The organism is Sinisalibacter aestuarii (assembly GCF_027923545.1).
GTDB lineage: Bacteria > Pseudomonadota > Alphaproteobacteria > Rhodobacterales > Rhodobacteraceae > Sinisalibacter > Sinisalibacter aestuarii.
The window spans coordinates 73,319-92,028 of record NZ_BROH01000009.1 but is presented as its reverse complement, the minus strand read 5'-3'; the positions used below and the strand labels follow the sequence as shown (position 1 = coordinate 92,028).

Below are 18,710 nucleotides of genomic sequence, written 5' to 3'. Positions count from 1 at the left end.
CCTCAGCCTGCTCCGAATGTGTCGCCCACAAAGGTGACGAGATCGGCCATTGTCTTCAGGGTCATACCCGAGCCTTGCCCGAATTTCGATCCCGCAGGGGCTATGGCCGTTGTGAAACCAAGTTTTTGCGCTTCTTTCAACCTGTTTTCCGCCTGTGTCACCGGACGCAGCGCCCCGGACAGGGAGATTTCGCCGAAAACCACGGTGTCGCGCGGCAGCGCCGCATCCTCGCGCGCCGAGAGCAAGGCGGCGGCGACGGCAAGGTCGGCGGCGGGTTCGGAGACGCGCATGCCGCCGGCCACGTTGAGGTAAACGTCAAGCCCGGTGAAGGGGATGCCGACCCGCGCTTCCAGCACCGCGAGGATCATCGCGAGCCGCCCCGCATCCCATCCCAGTACCGAGCGGCGCGGCTGGGCAAGCGGTGAGGGGGCGACGAGCGCCTGCAACTCCACCAGCACCGGCCTTGTGCCCTCGATCCCGGCAAACACCACCGAGCCGGGGGCCGGGTCTTCGCGGTCGGCCAGGAACAGCGCGGAGGGGTTGGCGACCTCTGCCAGCCCGCCGCCCGTCATCTCGAACACGCCGATTTCGTCGGCGGGGCCGAAGCGGTTTTTCACCGCGCGCAGAATGCGGAACTGATGGCCGCGCTCGCCCTCGAAATAGAGCACCGTATCCACCATGTGCTCGACCACGCGGGGGCCGGCGATCTGGCCTTCCTTGGTGACATGGCCGACCAGAACCACCGAGACGCCACGGGTCTTGGCGAAGGTGGTCAGCTCATGGGCGGCGGCGCGCACCTGCGCCACCGAGCCGGGCGCGCTTTCCACATTGTCAGCCCACATCGTCTGGATCGAATCGATGATGGCAAGCTCGGGCTTTTCGGCCTCAAGGGTGGTGAGGATATCGCGCAGGTTGGTCTCGGCGGCGAGCTTGACGGGGGCGTCGGCAAGGCCGAGGCGCTGGGCGCGCATCCGCACCTGGGCGCTCGCCTCCTCGCCGGAAACGTATATGGTTTTCAATCCATTGCGCGCGAAACTTGCAGCGGCCTGCAGGAGCAGGGTGGATTTGCCGATGCCCGGATCTCCGCCGACAAGGATGGCGCTGGCGGGCACCAGGCCGCCGCCCAGCACCCGGTCGAACTCGGCCACGCCCGAGATGGTGCGCGGCGGCGGCGCTTCCTCGGTGGCCAGGTCGGTGAGCGCGACCGGCGAACCGCGCAGCGCGCCAAGAGATTTCGAGGCCGGCCCGGCGGAAAGCGGCTTTTCCTCGATGATGGAATTCCACGTCCCGCAGGCCTCGCAGCGGCCCGACCACTTGCGATGCGCCGCGCCGCATTCCTGGCACACATAGCTCGGGGCCTTTGCCATCACGCGCGCTCCCGTTTCAGCGTCATCAGCCCCACGAAGATCGAGGCCAGCACGCAGAAGGTAAACAGATAAAGCCCCCAGGCGGTTTCGACCCGGGCGATCCCGGCGCCCTTCACCACCACGATATAGAGCGCGATCAGGAAGATATCGGCCATCGCCAGCTTGCCCATCAGGTTCAGCAGCGGCAAAACCTTGCGGCGCATCAGACCGAACTGGATCAGCGCAATGCCGATCACCTTCAGGATCGGCGCGAAAATGGCGAAGAAGGTGACGAGCAGGGCAAGGAAGATATCCGTTTCCCACAATGCCTGAAGGCCGGAGACCACGCTGATCTCGTCCAGCCCGAACAGCGGCAGGTTGATCCCCGCCCGCAGGAGCGGCGCGAACCAGGCGATGGGGAAGAGCACGAGAAGCGCGAGGTTGAGGTATCTGAGCCAGGGCATGAGGCTTGGATTATCCGATCGGGCCTGCGGGCGCGAGCGCTTTCCCTCAGCTTCGCCCGCGCGCATATCGACGTGCGTAGCGGGTGCCGAGCTGGGTCAGGATCTCGTAGCCGATGGTGCCGGCGGCTTCGGCCAGATCGTCGACGCCCTGATGCGGGCCGATCATGGTGAGCGTCTTGGGGGTCTCGTCCAGATGGGTCACGTCGACGCCGATCAGGTCCATCGACACGCGGCCGAGGATCGGGCAGGGCGTGTCGGCATGGAACAGAACGCCATGATTGGACAGATGGCGCGACAGCCCGTCGGCATAGCCGCCCGAGACGGTCGCCACGCGGGTGGCGCGCTCGGCCACGAAGGTGTTGCCGTAGCCCACGCTCTCGCCCGCCACCAGATCGCGGATCTGGATCACCGGCAGGTCAAGCTCGACCACCGGCTGCGCCGCCTCGAACGGCAAGCCGCCATAAAGGCCGATGCCGGGGCGGGTGAGGTCGAAGTGATAATCCGGGCCGAGCAGGATGCCGCCGGTGGCCGAGAGCGAGCGCGGCACGCCGGTCTCGTCGGTCATCTCGTGGAAGGCGGCGAGCTGCTGGCGGTTCATCTCGTGCTCCGGCTCATCGGCGCAGGCGAGGTGGCTCATGAGCAGGCGCGGCGCCTGGGCGAGCACCACATCGCGCACCGCAGCCCATTCGGCCGGCTCCATGCCAAGGCGGTTCATCCCGGTATCGAGCTGGATGCCGAAGGGATGGCCCGGCAGCGCTTCGATATGGCGCGTCAGCTGTTCGATCGAGTTCAGCATCGGCACCAGATGCAGATCGTGGATCATGTCGGTGTCGCCCGCCATGTGGCCGGAAAAAACGCCGATCTCCGGCCCCGGCCCGAGCGCCTCGCGCACCGCCCAGCCTTCCTCGGCGACGGCGACGAAAAAGCGCCGCGCCCCGGCGGCGGCCAGCGCCCGCGCGGCCTTGCCCACGCCAAGCCCGTAGGCATCGGCCTTCACCACGGCGGCGGTCTGAACCTGCGCGCCACTCATCGCGTCGAGCGCGCGCCAGTTCGCGGCGAGCGCATCGAGATCAATCGTCAAACGTCCGGTGCTCATGCCGCTCGTTTCCCGTGAGTGCGGGCGCAGGTCAAGGGGGAATGCGCGGCGCGTCCGCTCAACCTGAAGAAAAACGCCGGGCGCCGCGCGTCACCCGGCCAGAAGCGTCTCGATCCGGCTCGACTGATGCAGCGTCCGGTGCACCGGGCAGCGGTCGGCGATCTCGATCAGCCGGGCGCGCTGGTCGTCGTCCAGATCGCCGTCGAGGGTGATCGAGCGGGTGAACACGTCGATCTTCAGCGGCCGTCCGCGATCGTCTGTCGCGCCGTCCTCGGCGGGCACCTTGCGGTGGGTGACTTCAACGGAAATCCCCGTCACCGGCCATTTCTTCACCCGCGCATACATCCGCATCGTCATCGAGGTGCAGGAGCCGAGCGCGGCCTTGAGCAGCGCATAGGGGTTCGGCCCCCGGTTGGTGGCCAGCGGCACACTCAGCGGCTCGTCGGAGAGAAACCAGTGATGCGGCCCGTTCGCCACCTCCTGCACAAAGCCCTCCGGGTCCAGCTCGGTGACGCGCACCGTGCCCTCCGGCGCGGCCTTGCCGGGCACCGGCATCGCCGCATGCGAGGGCAGTTCAAGATCGAGGCCAAGATAGCGCCCGGCCCAGGCGGCGATCACGGTTGCCGCATATTCGGCGTCTTCGGCCTTGCTGATCAGGTGATCGGCATCGCCCAGCGTAACGAAGCTCTTGGGGTGCAGGGCGGCGGTGAAGATGTCGGTGGCGTTCCGGATGCCCACCACCTCGTCGCGCGGGGCATGCATCACCAGAAGCGCCGCGCCGAGGCGGTGGATCGCGCCGGTGAGTTCCTGTTCGGCGATATCGTCGAGGAAGGCTTTGGAGATGGTGAAGGGCCGCCCGCCGATATCGACCTCGGCCACGCCGTTCTTCTCGATCTCGGTCAGCCGGCAGGCGAAGTTGCGGGTGACGTGATCGGGCGCATAGGGTGCGCCGAGGGTGACCACCGCCTTCACCGCCTTACGTGCGGCGGCGGCCTTCAGCACCGCCGTGCCGCCCAGCGAATGGCCGATCATCAGGCTCGGTTCCATGTCGCGCGCGGCCAGCGCTTCGGCGGCGGCGTGCAGATCTTCGATATTGCTGGCAAAGGTGGTCTCGGCGAAGTCGCCCTCGCTGTCGCCAAGCCCGGTGAAATCGAAGCGCAGCACGGCGATGCCCGCTTCGGTCAGCCGGGCGGCGATGCGGCGGGCGGGCAGGATGTTCTTGGTGCAGGTGAAGCAATGGGCAAAGAGCGCGGTGGCGCGCACCGGGCCTTCGGGCATGTCGAGCCGCCCGGCCAGCTCGGCGCCGCCATGTCCGGTGAAGGTGAGGGTCTCGGTTCTCATCGCTGCTGTCTCCTGCGGGTTTCGCCAGATGTGGCCCGCAGGGGCGGGGGATGCAAGCGGGGCAAAACGCCGCCGCCGCACCATGGCGTGAGCGATATGAAAGCTCTTGCCGGGCCGAGGCGATGCCCTAGAGTGGGCGCCATGATGCACCATGCTCTCCGGCTCCGGCCCGCCTTCCTTGTGTTCCAGACCCTGGCTCTGGCCCTTCTCGTGCTGCTGCCGCCGCCGGCCTGGGCGCAGGGCTATACCTACACGCATTACCAGAAAAACATGGCCTTCCGGAACGACGAGGAGCGGGCGCTTGCCGGCGATATCCTCGCCCGCGCGCCGGATGCGGTGACGCTGCAGGAGGTCAACCGCGACAACGACAAGCTGCTGGCGATGCTGGCGCAGGCTTATCCGTCGCAGGAATTCTGCACCTTCAAGGGGATCGGCGGTGTGGCGGTGCTGTCGCGCTGGCCGCTGGTGCCGGGCAGCAATCAATGCATCCGGCCGCTCGGCGCGGTGGCGATTCAGGTGCAGATGCCGCAAGGCAGGGTCTGGGTGATTTCGGTCCATCTCGAAACCCGCGACAAGCCGCGCCATGCCCGGCAGGCGCAGCGGCTGGGCGCCTATCTGAGCCAGGTGCCGGGGCCCAAGATCATTGGCGGCGATTTCAACAATGCGCCGCAATCCGGGCCGGTGCGCGATGTGGCCAATGGCGCCGGGGTGAACCGGATCGGGGCGGCGATCACCACCCGCCGCGTCGGCGGGCTTCTGGGCGTGCCGATCGACTTCGTGTTCGCCTCCGGCGGGCGCGGCGAGGTCACGCAATTGCCGCTTCTGGGCTCGGATCATTACGGGGTCTGGGCCGAATTCACCATGGCTGACTGACCGGGCCGGCGATGGTCGCGATCTGCCAGTCCGAGCTGCCGCTGCGGCCCTGGGCCGAAGCCCGCACCGCCCGCCTGCCGGGGCTGAACCCGGTCGAGCCGGGCGACTGGCTGCGGGTCGATGAGGTCTATGCCGCGCAGATGGCCTATCGCGAGGATTTGCTGGCCACGCGGCGCGACGAGGTTCATGCGCTCGCCCCCGATGCGCGCCCGGCGGCGGAGGCGCTGCTTGACGCGGTGCTTGCCGAAATCGCGGCCAAGCCCGGCTACAGCCGCCGGGGCGGCCGCGTGATCTGCCCCGACGGGCGCGCGGTGGAGATCGACCGCCAGGCGCCGCTCGTCACCGCCGCGCGGCTGGTGCAGGAAGACCTCGTTGTGATGCAGCAGCCCGAGGGGGCGGAGGAACATATCCTGACCGGCGCCGTGCTTTGCTTCCCGGCGAGCTGGACGCTGTCGGAAAAATTCATGCGCCCGCTCACCGGCATTCACGTGCCGGTGCCGGTCTATGACGACAACATCGCGCGCCGGGTGCAGCGGCTGTTCGACGGGTTGCGCGAGGGGCGGCCGATCTGGCGGGCCAACGCGCTGGTCTATGCCGATCCCGATCTGCACCAGCCCCGGCGCGAGGGCGAGCGCCGCAAGCTGCCGCCGGATGGCCCGCGCTGGCTGCGCATCGAGCGGCAGGTGCTGAACCGGCTGCCGGTGCCGCGCAGCGTTGTCTTTTCGATCCACACCTATGTGATCCCCTTCGAGCGGCTGACCGGGGAGGACCGCGCCGCGCTCGCTGCGCATCGCCCGGTGAGCTGAAGACCGGCCCGCCGAAGCGGGCCGGATCGCGTCAGGAGATGAAGGATTGCAGAATCTGGAGCGCGGTGTCGCTCTGCGTCACGCCGATGCCCGCGCCGGTCGCCGCCGTCACCCGTGACGACATCACCAGGCTTTCGCGGCCGAGCAGCGCCAGCGTCATCAGGAAAGCGCCCATGGGCAGCGAAAAGGCCATCACCGCCACGTTGAGCGCGTTGATCGCACCGCGATGCACCAGCGGCGCGGCATGCGCGGCGGCGATCGGGGGGAAGATGCTGCCCGTTTCCGGTTCCAGCCCGCCGATATGGATGCCGGCCCTGGCCAGGGTTTTTGCCCCCATGTGATCGGCGGCCGCGGCGGCATGGGTGGGCTGCGGGCGCAGGCGGCTGAAGGCCGCCGCGGCGCGCTCGCCGCGCGGACGGGCCGCGGCTGTGGCGCGGGCAGGGGCGCCGGGCGTATTGGCGGCGGCGGTCGGGCGCCGCCGGGGCGGCTCGTAACGCATCGCCGCGCGCGGGGCGCCACGCTGGGCCTGCTCGCGGTCATAGCGCGCGATCAGATCGGACGGCACCCAATCCTCGGGCACGGGCTCGAACGCCTCGGCCCCGCGCTGGCGCGGCGGCTCATCCCGGGCGACCAGTTTCAGATGCGCCGGGGCGGCATGTTCGGCCTCGTCGTCGGGGCCGAAGATCTCTGCCCGGGCGGGCTGCACCGGCGCCTCCGGCTCGGTGGTTTCGAGGAAGGCGGCGACGGTTTCGTCCAGCAGATCGTCGAAGGTGGTCTCGTTGAACGCCGCATCGCTCTCCAGCACCACCTCGCCATCGGCGGGGTAGCGCGATTCGATCTGGGCGGCCATGCGGGCGCAAATCTCGGCATGGTCGGCGCGGCCGATCCCGTCTGGCCGCTCGCCGACCGAGACGATGAAGCATTCGTCGCAGCCCTGCGCGGCGAGCACCTCGGGGAAGTCCGAAGCGAGACGCCCATAGGCGAGCCCGATCCTCACATCGGCCTGATCGAAGATGATCACGTCATCGTATTCCGTGCGGATCTCAAGCCCGCCTTCGGATGCGTGCAGCATCGCCGAGGCCAGCTTCGAGGCCAGGTCGTGAAAATCGAGTTCTTTTTGTTCTGCGTAAAACAACGCGGTAATCGTACTTCTGGCAAGACCAGTCATTTCAGGTCCTCCTGCTCGGGCTTTTGCCATCAGTTACGGTCAAAGAAACAATAAGATTGTGGTCGCAATTGGGGCCGATTGTGGAAAATCCACCGACAATCAGGGCATGTTCCGGAAACATTCGTCGCGAATTGCAGCGATTGCCCCATTTTGCGCCACGATCGCGCGCCGCTCGGCGATAATCCGCCGGCAAAACGCAGCCGGAACGAAAAAGGGCGCCCCCGAAGGAGCGCCCCGATTGTTGCCGTCTGCCGCCTTAGCAGGAGTAGTACATCTGGTACTCGATCGGGTGCGGCGTGTGCTCGTAGGCGTAGACCTCTTCCCATTTCAGATCGAGGTAGCCCTGGATCTGGTCCTTGGTAAAGACATCGCCGGCGAGCAGGAAGTCGTGATCCTTCTCCAGGCTTTCGAGCGCTTCGCGCAGCGAGCCACAGACCGTGTCGATCCCGGCCAGTTCTTCCGGCGGCAGATCGTAAAGGTTCTTGTCCGAGGCGGGGCCCGGGTCGATCTTGTTCTTGATCCCGTCAAGGCCGGCCATCAGCAGGGCGGCGAAGGCGAGATAGGGGTTCGCCGCCGGATCGGGGAAGCGGGCTTCCACACGTTTGGCCTTCGGGCTCTCGGTCCACGGGATCCGCACGCAGCCCGAGCGGTTGCGGGCCGAATAGGCGCGCAGCACCGGGGCTTCGAAGCCGGGGATCAGGCGCTTGTAGGAGTTGGTGGCCGGGTTGGTGAAGGCGTTGAGCGTTTTCGCGTGCTTCAGGATGCCGCCGATGAACCACAGCGCTTCCTGGCTCAGATCGGCGTATTTGTCGCCGGCGAAGAGCGGCTTGCCGTCTTTCCAGATCGACATGTTCACATGCATCCCCGAGCCGTTATCGCCCTTGATCGGCTTCGGCATGAAGGTCGCGGTCTTGCCATAGGCCTGGGCGACGTTGTGGATGACGTATTTGTATTTCTGCAGCTCGTCGGCCTGCTCGGTAAGCGAGCCGAAGATCAGGCCAAGCTCGTGCTGGGCCGTCGCCACCTCGTGGTGATGCTTGTCGACCTTCATGCCGATCTGCTTCATGGTCGAGAGCATTTCCGAGCGGATATCCTGGCCGTCGTCGATCGGGTTGACCGGGAAATAGCCGCCCTTGTAGCCGGCGCGGTGGCCGGTATTGCCCATCTCGTATTCGGTATCGGTGTTCCAGGCGGCGTCGACGGCGTCGATCTCATAGGCCACCTTGTTGGGGGTCACCGACATGCGCACGTCGTCGAACAGGAAGAACTCGGCTTCCGGGCCGAAATAGGACACGTCGCCGATGCCGCTCGCCTTGAGATAGGCTTCGGCCTTCTCGGCGGTGCCGCGCGGGTCGCGCTCATAGGGTTCGCCGGTGTCGGGCTCGACGATCGAGCAATGCACGCAGAGGGTCTTCTCGGCGTAGAACGGGTCGATATAGACCGATTTCGGGTCCGGCATGAGTTTCATGTCGGAAGCTTCGATCGACTTCCAGCCGGCGATCGAGGAACCGTCGAACATGAAGCCTTCGTCGAGAAAGTCTTCGTCGACGAGTTCGGCGGCGACGGTAACGTGCTGCAGCTTGCCACGCGGATCGGTGAAGCGGATGTCGACATAGGCGACGTCTTCGTCCTTCAGCAGCTTGAGAACATCAGCTTTGCTCATTCTCTCTCTTTCCTTTGAGTTGATATGGCGTTGAACTGGTGCGGGCGGGTCAAACGGCGTCGAGGCCGGTTTCGCCGGTGCGGATGCGGATCGCCTGTTCCACAGGCGTGACGAAAATCTTGCCGTCGCCGATCTTGTCGGTCTTGGCGGCGGCGATGATCGCCTCGATGGCGGCGTCGACCTGGTCGGCCGGCAGCACCACCTCGATTTTCACTTTCGGCAGGAAATCCACCACGTATTCGGCGCCGCGATACAGCTCGGTATGGCCCTTCTGGCGGCCGAAGCCCTTCACCTCGATCACGGAGAGGCCCTGCACGCCGATCTCCTGAAGTGCTTCCTTGACCTCGTCGAGCTTGAACGGCTTGATGATGGCTTCGATCTTTTTCATGTGGTGTCCCCCCATGGAAAATGGTTCGCCGCCCAGTGACCACTTTCGCGGGGCGGCCTCAATTGGATAGGGTTCTGGTAGCGCAGCCAGCGCTGGGATTCCAGCTACGTTGCACATAATTTGTGCAGGTTGCCCGAGATTGGGGCGATTTGCGAAAGTTTGAGGCGAAATCCATGCGTGAACTGCTCACATCTGCCCAAATGCGCGCCATCGAACGGGCGGCGATCTCGTCCGGTGCGGTGAGCGGGCTGGAGCTGATGGAACGGGCCGGGCAGGGGGTGGTCGAGGCGGTGTTCGCCGAATGGCCGGAGCTTGCGCCTGCGGCGGGCGGGGCGGGGGGCGCTGCCCCCCGGACCCCCCGGGAGTATTTGGGCAAGGATGAAGGGCACAGGACGGTGGTGCTCTGCGGGCCGGGCAATAATGGCGGCGACGGGTTCGTCGTGGCGCGGCTCATGGCGGAGCGGGGCTGGGCGGTGGAGGTGCTTCTCTACGGCGAGGCGGACAAGCTGCCGCCGGATGCGCGGGTCAATTATGAGCGGTGGTGTGCGATGGGGCGGGTGGCCCCGCTTGCGCTGCCGCTGCCGCTGGCCGGAGCCGATCTTGCGGTGGATGCGCTGTTCGGCACCGGCCTTGGGCGGCCGCTGGCGGGCGTGGCGCAGCAGGCGGCCAATGCGCTGGCCGAGATGGCCTGGGCGGGCGCGCGCGTCGTCGCCGTCGATGCGCCCTCGGGCCTGTGCATGGATTCGGGCCGTCCGCTTGCGCCGCCCGAAGGCGATGGCGTGGCCGCCGCCGCGCTGACGGTGAGCTTCCACGCGCTGAAGCTCGGCCATGTGCTGGGGCAGGGCCCGGCACGCGCGGGCCGGGTGGTGGTGGCCGATATCGGGCTGAGCCCGAATGTGCAGCGCGGCGGCCCCGGCGCGATGCATCCCGTCCGTCTCGTTCCCGCGCCCGACGCCGACAGGCTCGACAAGGCGACGACGCTGGCGGGACACAAATATACCCACGGTCACGCCCTGATCCTTTCCGGCCCCACCGGCCATACCGGCGCGGCCCGCCTCGCGGCGCGCGCGGCGTTGCGTGTGGGGGCGGGGCTTGTCACCCTCGCCACCCCGCATGATGCGCTGGCCGAGAATGCCGCCCAGCTCACCGCGATCATGCTGCGCGAGGTGGAAGATGGAGCGGCGCTGGCCCGGGTGCTGGAGGATGGCCGCCTCAACGCCCTCGCGCTCGGCCCCGGCCTCGGGCTGGGGCGGGCGCGCGCGCTGGTGCCGGTGGCGCTCGCCGCCAACCGGGCGACGTTGCTCGATGCCGATGCGCTCACCGCCTTCGCGGGCGACCCTGCCGCGCTCTTTGCGCTGGTGCACAATCAAACGGTGCTCACCCCGCATGCTGGCGAGTTCGCCCGGCTCTTCCCCGACATTGCCGAAAAGCTGGCCGCTCCGGCCACCAAAGGCCCGGCCTTCTCCAAGGTCGACGCCACCCGCGCCGCCGCCGCCCGGGCCGGCTGCACATTGCTGTTCAAAGGCCCGGATACGGTGATCGCGTCACCGGACGGGCGCTGCACCGTCCATGCCGCCGCCTATGACCGCGCCGCGCCCTGGCTGGCGACGGCGGGGGCGGGGGATATGCTGGCGGGGATGATCGCGGGGCTGATGGCGCGCGGCTTCGCGCCGGTGAAGGCGGCGGAAATGGCCGCCTGGCTGCATGTCGAAGCCGCACGCAACTTCGGGCCGGGGCTGATTGCCGAGGATCTGCCGGAAGAGCTTCCGAAGGTGTTCACAACCCTCGGCCTCTGACCCTTCTCTGTTCGATAAATACCTCGGGGGAGCGCGAGGGGGCTGGCCCCCTCGCACCCGACGCTTATTTCGTCTTGCAGGTCTTGACCCCGAAGATCGAGTAGATCGGGCACCAGCCGATCAGGCCGGTGGCCAGCGGGATGATCCCGAGCCAGTAGAGCCAGCTATACGCTCCGCCGGGATTGAGGAAATAGCCAAGGATGAGGGCGGCGCCGAGGATGACGCGCAGGGCGCGGTCGAGGGTGCCTTCGTTGGTGGTGAACATGGATCGTCCTTTCCGTATGTCCAAGCCGGACAGGTCTTTCTACCACATCCCGCGCGCCCATGCATGTGATCTGGTCACATGGCGGCGCTTGTCGCCAGCGCTTCCAGCGCGGCGCGGTCGAGCACCCGGATCAGACCGCGTTCCGCCCCGATCACCCCGGCGCGCGCGAGCTTGTCGAGCCGGCGGCTCACCACTTCGCGGGCGGTGCCGATGGCGCGGGCCACTTCGGCCTGGGTGATCGCCAGCGTGCCATCGGCATCGGCGCGCTCCAGCACCAGCGTGGCCAGCCGCGCCTCGACCCGCATGAAGCTCATGGTTTCGATCAGCTGCATCATCGCCTGCATCCGCTCGGCGAAGGCGGCGAAGACGACCTTGCGGAAGGCGGCCGAGCTGTCGACGAGTTCGAGAAAGACCGGTTTCGGCAGCAGCACCAGCCGGGTGGGCTGGCTGGTGGTGGCTTCGGCGGAATAGGCCTCGCCGCCCAGCAGGCCGAGGGTGGACTGGATGCAGCTTTGCCCCGGCGCCACCTCGTAGAGCAGGATGTCGCGCCCGCTGGGGCCGAGCAGGTGCACGCCGACATGGCCCGAGAGCACGATCACATAGCCCTTCACCGCCTCGCCGGGGCGAAACAGCACCGCGCCCTGCGGCAGCTCGGCCGGGCTGAGCCGCTCCAGCGTGGCGCGGGCGGCGGGTTCCAGCGCGGCGAGGTCCTGTGCTTCGGTGGTCCAGCACCGCGCCCGGCCCCCCTCAGAACCGCAGCTCGTCCGGGCCGAGATCGGCCAGCATCGCCGCCACCTCGGCCCCGGTCACCTCGTCCAGCCCCGCATGTTGCCAGCGCGGGGCCTTGTCCTTGTCGATGATCGCTGCGCGGATGCCTTCGAGGAAGTCGCTTTTTTCCGAGGCGCGGAAGGTGAAGCGGTATTCGGCGCGCAGGGCCGGGCGGATGCCGCCGCCATCCGTGCGCCGGGCGCGGATATTGGCCAGCCCGCAGGCCACCGCCAGTGGCGAGGCGCGGCGCAGGGCGGCGAATGCGGCCTGGGCGAAGTCGCTGCCATCGGCGGCGAGGGCGGTGGCGATCTCGCCGGGCGAGCCGGCGAAAAGGTGGTCGATCTCGCCCTGCGCCGCCGCGACCGGGCCGGGGGGCGGGGCCTCGGCCATCGCGTCGAGGATCGACAGATCGCCGGTGCTTTCGAGCCGCAGGGTGAGGTCGAGCCAGAATTCGCGCGGCACGTAGAGGTCGGCAAAGCCGGCATGGATCGCGTCGCCCGGCCCCATCCGCGCCGCCGTCGAAGCGAGATATTCGCCGATCCGCCCCGGCGCACGGGCCAGCAGGTGGGTGCCGCCCACATCCGGCACCAGGCCGATGGCCACTTCCGGCATGGCGATCTGGCTGGTTTCGCAAACGATACGGTGGCTGGCATGGCAGCCGAGCCCGACGCCGCCGCCCATCGTGTAGCCGTGCAGGAGCGTCACCACCGGTTTGGGATATTCGGCGATGGCGGCGTTCATCCGGTATTCGTCGGCCCAGAACCGGCGGCCATAGTCGAAATCGCCTTGCCTGCCGGTCTCATACATTTCCTGGATATCGCCGCCGGCGCAAAAGGCGCGGTCGCCCGTGGCGTCGATCACCACCAGTGCGATTTCGGGATCGTCGCGCCACTCGTCCAGCGCCCGGGCCACCTCGCGGCACATCTCGTAGGAAAGCGCGTTCAGCGCCTGCGGGCGGGTCAGCGTGATCCGGCCCGCCTTCCCGGCGCGGAAGGTGATCAGCTCCGCCATCGCTCAGAGCGGGCGGATGCGCAGCTGGGCGATCCGGTTCTGCTCGCGCTTCATCACCTCGAAGCGGCAGCCATGGAAGGAGAAGACCTGGCCTTCGTTCGGGATCATCTGCGCCTCGTGGATCACCAGCCCGGCGATGGTGTTGGCCTCTTCGTCGGGCAGGTTCCATTCCATCGCGCGGTTGAGGTCGCGGATCGTCATCGCGCCCTCGACCATCAGGCTGCCGTCATTGAGGCGGGTCATGCCGTTCTCGTCGCCCGACATGTCGAACTCGTCGGTGATCTCGCCGACGATCTCTTCGAGGATGTCTTCCAGCGTGAGCAGGCCCTGCAGGGTGCCGTATTCGTCCACCACCAGCGCGAAATGGGTGTGGCGCTTGAGGAAGTTGCGCATCTGGTCGTCGAGCGTGGTGGTTTCGGGCACGAAATAGGGCTCCATCGCCACCTGCATGATGTCGAACTCGGCCAGCGCCCTGGTCAGCCCGGCTTCGCCAGCGGCTTCGCCGGCGGCGTACATCGCGCGGCTGATATCCTTGGCGTGGATCACGCCGACGATGTTTTCCGGCTCGCCACGGTAGACGGGCAGGCGGGTGTGGGGCGAGGCCAGCGCCTGTTGCAGCACCTCGATGGCCGGGCTTTCGGCGTCGATCATCTCGATCTGGCTGCGGTGGAGCATGATCTCGTCCACCGTGCGGTCGCCCAGATCGAGCGCGCCGAGAATCCTGTCGCGGTCTTCCTTCTCCACCGCGCCTTCGCTGTGGCCGAGCGTGATGGCGCCGACGATCTCTTCGCGCACGGCGAGAAGCTGGGCGTTCGGGTCGGTCTCGACCCCGAGCAGCTTCAGCAGCCCCCGGGTGAAGGCGCGCACCGCCGAGACGATGGGGGCGAAGACGAGGATCACGATCCGGATCGGGCCGGAGACCAGCCCCGCCGCCGCTTCGGGCCGGGTGATGGCATAGGTCTTGGGCAGCACCTCGGCGAAGATCAGCACCAGCAGCGTCATCACCAGCGTGGCCAGCGCCACGCCCTCGGCGCCGAACAGCCGGGTAAACAGCGCCGTGGCCAGCGAGGTGGCGAGGATGTTGACGAGGTTGTTGCCGAGCAGCACCGAGCCGATCAGCCGCTCATTGTCGTCGGTGATCGCCAGCGCCCGGCCGGCGCCCTTCTCGCCCTTGTCGGCGCGCGCGCGCAGCTTGCCGCGCGAGGCGGCGGTAAGCGCGGTCTCGGAGCCGGAGAAGAAGGCCGACAGCACCAGCAGCAGCGCGATTGCGCCGGCGGTGAGCCAGAAGGCGGTGTCGAGGAGGGGGCCGGTCTCGGCGGGGGTCATGGGCGTTGTCTTTCGCGTGGTTTCGCACTTCTATGGCGGTGGTTTACCCGCGTTTCAAGGGAGAGGGCATGAAGATCGCGTCGCTCGGTACGCTCACCGGCCCGGTGATCGCCTATGGCGGGGCGGTCGGCAACCTTGCCGCGCTGGGCGCGCTGTTGCGCGACGTGTCGCGCGCGGGCGTGCCGGCGGGCAACGTGATCTGCACCGGCGATATCGCCGGCACCTGCGCCCAGCCCGCCGAATGCATCGCCGCCACGCGGGCTTATCGCCATCATGTCGTGGCCGGGAATATCGAGCGCCAGCTTGCCGCCTGCGCCGGCGAAAGCGGCGCGGGCTTCGCGCCCGGTTCGCTCTCGATGCGCCGGGCGGTCGCGGGCTGGCGCTTTGCCGACCGTCACACCGACGCCGCCGCGCGCGACTGGATGGAGGGCCTGCCCGATGCGCTCGTCTTCGCCCATGAGGGGCGGCGCTGGGCGGTGGTGCATGGCGGCTTCACCCGGATCGCGCGGTATATCTGGCCCGGCTCGCCGGAAGTGTTGTTCGAGCAGGAAATCAACGCCATCGAAGCGGCGGCGGGGCCGCTCGACGGGGTCATTGCCGGCCATTGCGGCATTGCCTTCCAGCGCGTCATTCGCGGGGTGACCTGGCTCAATGCCGGGTCCATCGGCATCCCGCCCGACGATGGGCGGCGCGGCGGGCGCTATGCCCGGCTCGATGCCGATGGCGCGCGCATCCTGCGGCTCGATTACGACCCGGCCCCGGCCTTCGCGGCGATGGTCTCGTCCGGGCTGACCCAGGGCTTCGACCTCGCCTTGATGACCGGGCACTGGCCGACGGAAGACATCCTGCCCGACGAGATGAAAACGCCCCGCCGGCCCTAGGAATTCATCTCGTAGGCGCGCTCGCCATGGACCGAGAGATCGAGCCCGTTGGTTTCGGTTTCGGCGTCGACCCGCAGGCGCGTGACAAACGCGGTGAGCTTCACGAGCGCCACCGTGGCGGCCACGGTAAAGGCCCCGACGATGGTGAGGCTGCCAAGCTGGGCCGCCCAGCTTCCCGCGCCGAACACCGCGATCATGATCGTGCCGAAGATGCCGCCGACGCCATGCACGGCAAACACGTCGAGCGTGTCGTCGATATGCAGCCGGTTGCGCACGAGGTTCACCGCCTCCTGGCAGAGCACGCCCGCCACCGCGCCGATGATCAGCGCCTCGACCGGGCCGACAAAGCCCGAGGCGGGGGTGATCGAGGCCAGCCCGGCAATGGTGCCGGTGACGATGCCGACGAGTGAGGCGCGGCCGAACTTGATCCGTTCCCACAGCGCCCAGCTCAGCGAGGCGGTGGCGGCGGAGATATGGGTGACGGTCAGCGCCATTGCCGCGCCGCCATCGGCGGCAAGCTGCGAGCCGCCGTTGAAGCCGAACCAGCCGACCCAGAGCATCGACGCGCCGATCATCACATAGCCGGGCGAATGCGGCGGGGTGGTGCGGTGACGGCGCGGGCCGAGAAAGACGGCGATCAGGATCGCCGCGATCCCGGCGGTTTCATGCACGACGATGCCGCCGGCGAAATCCTTCACCCCGGTCGCGCCGAAGATGCCGCCATCGGCGAGAAAGCCGCCGCCCCAGATCCAGTGGGTGACGGGGGCATAGACGAGCAGCATCCAGAGCGCCGAGAAGGTCAGCACGAAGCCGAAGCCCACCCGTTCGACATAGGCGCCGACAATGAGCGCCGGGGTGATGATGGCGAAGGTCATCTGGAAGGCGAAGAACAGCACTTCGGGGATCGTGCCCGAGAGAGTGTCGGCCCCGATGCCGCCGAGGAACATCTTGCTCAGCCCGCCCCAGACAGCATTGCCCTCGCCAAAGGCGATGGAATAGCCGACGACCAGCCAGAGCACGCTCATCAGCGCGGCGATGGCGTAGACATGCATGAAAACCGAGAGCACGTTGCGCGCCCGCACCAGCCCTCCGTAGAAAAGCGCGAGCCCCGGCAGGCTCATGAACAGCACGAGCGCGGTTGCCACGATGATCCAGGCGGTATCAGCCCCGTTCATTGTCCCCTCCTTGTTTGGTTGGGGTCTCATGGACCGGGTCGGCGTGTGGGCAAACGTCATTTCCCGCGCGGCATGATGAAAAAGCGCGCAGATTCAGAAATGATCAATAATTGAGCAAATATGGCGCCGGATTGCCCCCGGAGGCGGCGGAAATGAAACCGTTGCTCCGGCGCATGGCCGCGGGCGGCGCCGTGAGAGGGGGCAAGCGGCCCTCAGGCCTCGCGCGCGGCGATGGCGATCAGCTCAAGCGCATGGTCGCGGGCGGCGGCGCGCACATTGGCCCGGCCCAATGCGCCGAACTCCACCGTCCGCACCGTGCAGCCCGCTTTCGTGGCGAGACCGAAGCAGACCCGGCCTTCGGGCTTGTGCTCCGAGCCGCCCGGCCCGGCAATGCCGGTGACGGAAACGGCGATATCCACCGGCGCGGCGGCCAGCAGCCCTTCCGCCATCTCGCGCGCCACCTCTTCCGAGACCGCGCCGACCGCTTCCAGCGTCTCGGCTTTCACGCCAAGCAGCGCCATCTTGGCGGCGTTGGAATAGGTGATGACCCCGCGTTCATACACATCGGACGAGCCCGCCACATCCGTCAGCGCCGCGCCGACCATGCCGCCGGTGCAGCTTTCGGCGCTGGCGACGGTCAGTCCTTTGACGCGGCAGAGCCGGAGTATCTCCGCCGGCGTGGTCATTACATCAGCACCAGATGCGAAAACCCGGCGAGCGCGATCACGACGATCGCGGCGAAGATCCCGGCGAAGACATCGTCGAGCATCACGCCCATTGCGTCGCCCCGGTCATCGGCCCAGCGGACCGGCCCCATCTTCACGATGTCGAAGAAGCGAAACAGGAAGAAGGCGGCGATCCAGCCGGGATAGAGCGCGAAGATGCCCGCGCCGGCCGCCGCCGCGCCGATCGAGACGGGCAGCATGGCGATCCACATCCCCACCACCTCGTCGATCACCACTTCGGAGGGGTCTTCGACCCCGGTCATCGCGGTATAGCCCCTGGTGGCCCACCAGCCGATAAGGAACACCGCGACGATGGCCACGCCAAACAGCCAGGGCCCGCCAAGCACATGCAGCAGCCAGACGAAGGGCAGGGCGGCGAGCGAGCCCCAGGTGCCGGGGGCGGGCTTCAACAGCCCCGCGCCGAAGAAGGTGGCAATGAGCTTGTTCATGCTTTCACCAGCGTTGCGACGGCCATCGACGCAATCCCCTCTTCGCGGCCGGTGAAGCCGAGCCGTTCCGATGTGGTCGCCTTGACCGAGACGCGCTCGGCATCCACCGCCATGATCCGCGCCAGTTCCGCCCGCATCGCGCCCGCATGGGGGCCGATCTTGGGCCGTTCGCAGATCAGTGTCACATCGCAATTGGCCAGCTCAAAACCCTTCGAGCGGGCCAGTTCGATGGCATGGGCCAGGAAGATATCCGAGGCCGCGCCCTTCCATTGCGGATCGGAGGGCGGAAAATGCTGGCCGATATCGCCCTCGGCCAGCGCGCCGTAGATCGCATCGGTCAGCGCGTGCATGCCGACATCGGCGTCGGAATGGCCCTTGAGTTTCTTGTCATGCGGCACCGGCACGCCGCAGATGATGCAAGCCTCGCCCGGCTCGAAAGCGTGAACGTCATAGCCTTGGCCGACCCGGATATCCATGGCGTCTCCCATCGCGTTTTGCATAAGTTTCTCGGCCCGCGCGAAATCGGCGGGGCCGGTGATTTTCATATTGGCCTCGTCGCCTTCGACGATGGCCACGTCAAGCCCCGCATGGCGCGCGACCTCCACGTCATCCGCAGCACCGCCGGGATGGGTGCGGTGGGCGGCAAGGATCGCGCCGTAGCGAAAGCCCTGCGGCGTCTGGGCGCGGTAGAGGCCGGTGCGGTCCTGCGTGCCGGCGACACGCCCGCCATCGCCCATCCAGAGGGCATCGGTGACCGCCAGGGCCGGGGCCGCGCCGGCGCTGTGCTCCAGCGCGTCGATCACCCGGTCGATCACCGCCGGGCCGACGAGCGGGCGGGCGACATCGTGAATCAGGACGAGATCGGGCGGATCGCCCGCCAGCGCCTCCAGCCCGGCCAGCACGCTGGCATCGCGCGTGGCCCCGCCGGCGGCGATCAGCACATCGCGAAAGCCGCGCGCCTGGCCGAGATCGTCGGGATGCAGCACCAGCACCACCCGGTCGATCCGGCCATGCTCGCGGAAGGCCGCGACCGTCCAGTCGGCGACGCGGCGGCCATGGAGGTGGCGCCATTGCTTCGGCACATCTCCACCCGCCCGTGTGCCGCGTCCGGCGGCGACGATGATGCATGCGATTTCCATGCGCTTTGTTTATGCGTTGCCGATTTCAAG

19 protein-coding genes are annotated in these 18,710 nt (G+C 67.7%); 4 read left to right on the top strand and 15 right to left on the bottom strand.

Annotated elements, in window-relative coordinates; genetic code table 11:
* Positions 1–2: 2 nt before the first annotated feature.
* The 4 genes from radA to QMG28_RS14645 all read right to left on the bottom strand — a co-directional run bounded on the left by radA (position 3) and on the right by QMG28_RS14645 (position 4,247).
* Positions 3–1,367, bottom strand: a complete 1,365-nt coding sequence (gene radA / locus QMG28_RS14660; RefSeq protein ID WP_281843066.1) for a DNA repair protein RadA — start codon at positions 1,365–1,367, stop codon at positions 3–5.
* Entirely contained in the window at positions 1,367–1,810 is a 444-nt protein-coding gene (locus QMG28_RS14655) for a paraquat-inducible protein A (protein ID WP_281843065.1), read from the bottom strand. Before QMG28_RS14655 ends, radA begins: the two co-directional genes overlap by 1 nt.
* Before the next feature lie 46 nt (positions 1,811–1,856).
* Entirely contained in the window at positions 1,857–2,906 is a 1,050-nt protein-coding gene (gene alr / locus QMG28_RS14650; RefSeq protein WP_281843064.1) for an alanine racemase, read from the bottom strand.
* A 90-nt stretch (positions 2,907–2,996) separates the two neighbouring features.
* A complete protein-coding gene (locus QMG28_RS14645) occupies positions 2,997–4,247 on the bottom strand; it encodes a bifunctional alpha/beta hydrolase/OsmC family protein (protein WP_281843063.1) in 1,251 nt (416 codons plus the stop codon).
* Positions 4,248–4,388: 141 nt separating this feature from the next.
* Between QMG28_RS14645 and QMG28_RS14640 the strand changes: the two genes are divergently transcribed.
* Positions 4,389–5,120: an endonuclease/exonuclease/phosphatase family protein gene (locus tag QMG28_RS14640; RefSeq protein ID WP_281843062.1), complete on the top strand. Its 732-nt coding sequence runs from the start codon at positions 4,389–4,391 to the stop codon at positions 5,118–5,120.
* 11 nt (positions 5,121–5,131) lie between these two features.
* Entirely contained in the window at positions 5,132–5,926 is a 795-nt protein-coding gene (locus QMG28_RS14635; protein ID WP_281843061.1) for a heme-dependent oxidative N-demethylase family protein, read from the top strand.
* A 31-nt stretch (positions 5,927–5,957) separates the two neighbouring features.
* On the opposite strand, the gene QMG28_RS14630 is transcribed toward QMG28_RS14635, so the two are convergent.
* The 3 genes from QMG28_RS14630 to QMG28_RS14620 form a co-directional block, all read right to left on the bottom strand.
* Positions 5,958–7,061 carry a hypothetical protein gene (locus tag QMG28_RS14630; protein WP_281843060.1) on the bottom strand — a complete coding sequence of 368 codons (1,104 nt, stop codon included), beginning with the start codon at positions 7,059–7,061 and terminating at the stop codon, positions 5,958–5,960.
* Positions 7,062–7,350: 289 nt separating this feature from the next.
* Entirely contained in the window at positions 7,351–8,757 is a 1,407-nt protein-coding gene (glnA, locus tag QMG28_RS14625) for a type I glutamate--ammonia ligase (protein WP_281843059.1), read from the bottom strand.
* Between the two features lie 49 nt (positions 8,758–8,806).
* Complete coding sequence (locus QMG28_RS14620) at positions 8,807–9,145, bottom strand: P-II family nitrogen regulator (RefSeq protein WP_281843058.1); 339 nt, start codon at positions 9,143–9,145, stop codon at positions 8,807–8,809.
* A 173-nt stretch (positions 9,146–9,318) separates the two neighbouring features.
* Here QMG28_RS14620 and QMG28_RS14615 point away from each other — a divergent pair, with 173 nt between their 5' ends.
* Positions 9,319–10,941: an NAD(P)H-hydrate dehydratase gene (locus QMG28_RS14615; protein WP_281843057.1), complete on the top strand. Its 1,623-nt coding sequence runs from the start codon at positions 9,319–9,321 to the stop codon at positions 10,939–10,941.
* A gap of 64 nt (positions 10,942–11,005) precedes the next feature.
* Here the strand turns inward: QMG28_RS14615 and QMG28_RS14610 are convergent, their stop codons facing one another.
* From QMG28_RS14610 to QMG28_RS14595, 4 genes are all read right to left on the bottom strand, one after another.
* The gene (locus QMG28_RS14610; protein WP_281843056.1) at positions 11,006–11,206 is read right to left on the bottom strand and encodes a YgaP family membrane protein; all 201 of its coding nucleotides are present in this window, start codon (positions 11,204–11,206) and stop codon (positions 11,006–11,008) included.
* 74 nt (positions 11,207–11,280) lie between these two features.
* The gene (locus tag QMG28_RS14605) at positions 11,281–11,982 is read right to left on the bottom strand and encodes a Crp/Fnr family transcriptional regulator (protein WP_434784447.1); all 702 of its coding nucleotides are present in this window, start codon (positions 11,980–11,982) and stop codon (positions 11,281–11,283) included.
* Positions 11,954–12,985 (bottom strand): enoyl-CoA hydratase/isomerase family protein, encoded by a 1,032-nt coding sequence (locus tag QMG28_RS14600; RefSeq protein ID WP_281843055.1) that lies wholly within the window; start codon positions 12,983–12,985, stop codon positions 11,954–11,956. The genes QMG28_RS14605 and QMG28_RS14600 overlap by 29 nt, the downstream gene beginning before the upstream one ends.
* 3 nt (positions 12,986–12,988) lie before the next feature.
* Complete coding sequence (locus QMG28_RS14595) at positions 12,989–14,311, bottom strand: HlyC/CorC family transporter (protein WP_281843054.1); 1,323 nt, start codon at positions 14,309–14,311, stop codon at positions 12,989–12,991.
* Between the two features lie 68 nt (positions 14,312–14,379).
* Between QMG28_RS14595 and QMG28_RS14590 the strand changes: the two genes are divergently transcribed.
* Complete coding sequence (locus QMG28_RS14590) at positions 14,380–15,192, top strand: metallophosphoesterase family protein (RefSeq protein ID WP_281843053.1); 813 nt, start codon at positions 14,380–14,382, stop codon at positions 15,190–15,192.
* Here QMG28_RS14590 and QMG28_RS14585 read toward each other — a convergent pair.
* The 4 genes from QMG28_RS14585 to QMG28_RS14570 form a co-directional block, all read right to left on the bottom strand.
* A complete protein-coding gene (locus QMG28_RS14585) occupies positions 15,189–16,367 on the bottom strand; it encodes an ammonium transporter (RefSeq protein ID WP_281843052.1) in 1,179 nt (392 codons plus the stop codon). The two genes, QMG28_RS14590 and QMG28_RS14585, sit on opposite strands and share 4 nt — an antisense overlap.
* 212 nt (positions 16,368–16,579) lie before the next feature.
* The gene (locus QMG28_RS14580) at positions 16,580–17,053 is read right to left on the bottom strand and encodes a CinA family protein (protein WP_281843051.1); all 474 of its coding nucleotides are present in this window, start codon (positions 17,051–17,053) and stop codon (positions 16,580–16,582) included.
* Positions 17,053–17,541: a phosphatidylglycerophosphatase A family protein gene (locus QMG28_RS14575; RefSeq protein ID WP_281843050.1), complete on the bottom strand. Its 489-nt coding sequence runs from the start codon at positions 17,539–17,541 to the stop codon at positions 17,053–17,055. The genes QMG28_RS14580 and QMG28_RS14575 overlap by 1 nt, the downstream gene beginning before the upstream one ends.
* Positions 17,538–18,680 carry a bifunctional 2-C-methyl-D-erythritol 4-phosphate cytidylyltransferase/2-C-methyl-D-erythritol 2,4-cyclodiphosphate synthase gene (locus QMG28_RS14570; protein ID WP_281843049.1) on the bottom strand — a complete coding sequence of 381 codons (1,143 nt, stop codon included), beginning with the start codon at positions 18,678–18,680 and terminating at the stop codon, positions 17,538–17,540. Before QMG28_RS14570 ends, QMG28_RS14575 begins: the two co-directional genes overlap by 4 nt.
* Positions 18,681–18,710 lie beyond the last annotated feature (30 nt).

Bases quoted from the DNA above. Each gene is read 5' to 3' on its own strand.
- radA (WP_281843066.1), bottom strand. From the start codon at position 1,367: ATGGCAAAGGCCCCGAGCTATGTGTGCCAGGAATGCGGCGCGGCGCAT.
- QMG28_RS14655 (WP_281843065.1), bottom strand. From the start codon at position 1,810: ATGCCCTGGCTCAGATACCTCAACCTCGCGCTTCTCGTGCTCTTCCCC.
- alr (WP_281843064.1), bottom strand. From the start codon at position 2,906: ATGAGCACCGGACGTTTGACGATTGATCTCGATGCGCTCGCCGCGAAC.
- QMG28_RS14645 (WP_281843063.1), bottom strand. From the start codon at position 4,247: ATGAGAACCGAGACCCTCACCTTCACCGGACATGGCGGCGCCGAGCTG.
- QMG28_RS14640 (WP_281843062.1), top strand. From the start codon at position 4,389: ATGATGCACCATGCTCTCCGGCTCCGGCCCGCCTTCCTTGTGTTCCAG.
- QMG28_RS14635 (WP_281843061.1), top strand. From the start codon at position 5,132: ATGGTCGCGATCTGCCAGTCCGAGCTGCCGCTGCGGCCCTGGGCCGAA.
- glnA (WP_281843059.1), bottom strand. From the start codon at position 8,757: ATGAGCAAAGCTGATGTTCTCAAGCTGCTGAAGGACGAAGACGTCGCC.
- QMG28_RS14620 (WP_281843058.1), bottom strand. From the start codon at position 9,145: ATGAAAAAGATCGAAGCCATCATCAAGCCGTTCAAGCTCGACGAGGTC.
- QMG28_RS14615 (WP_281843057.1), top strand. From the start codon at position 9,319: ATGCGTGAACTGCTCACATCTGCCCAAATGCGCGCCATCGAACGGGCG.
- QMG28_RS14610 (WP_281843056.1), bottom strand. From the start codon at position 11,206: ATGTTCACCACCAACGAAGGCACCCTCGACCGCGCCCTGCGCGTCATC.
- QMG28_RS14600 (WP_281843055.1), bottom strand. From the start codon at position 12,985: ATGGCGGAGCTGATCACCTTCCGCGCCGGGAAGGCGGGCCGGATCACG.
- QMG28_RS14595 (WP_281843054.1), bottom strand. From the start codon at position 14,311: ATGACCCCCGCCGAGACCGGCCCCCTCCTCGACACCGCCTTCTGGCTC.
- QMG28_RS14590 (WP_281843053.1), top strand. From the start codon at position 14,380: ATGAAGATCGCGTCGCTCGGTACGCTCACCGGCCCGGTGATCGCCTAT.
- QMG28_RS14585 (WP_281843052.1), bottom strand. From the start codon at position 16,367: ATGAACGGGGCTGATACCGCCTGGATCATCGTGGCAACCGCGCTCGTG.
- QMG28_RS14580 (WP_281843051.1), bottom strand. From the start codon at position 17,053: ATGACCACGCCGGCGGAGATACTCCGGCTCTGCCGCGTCAAAGGACTG.
- QMG28_RS14575 (WP_281843050.1), bottom strand. From the start codon at position 17,541: ATGAACAAGCTCATTGCCACCTTCTTCGGCGCGGGGCTGTTGAAGCCC.
- QMG28_RS14570 (WP_281843049.1), bottom strand. From the start codon at position 18,680: ATGGAAATCGCATGCATCATCGTCGCCGCCGGACGCGGCACACGGGCG.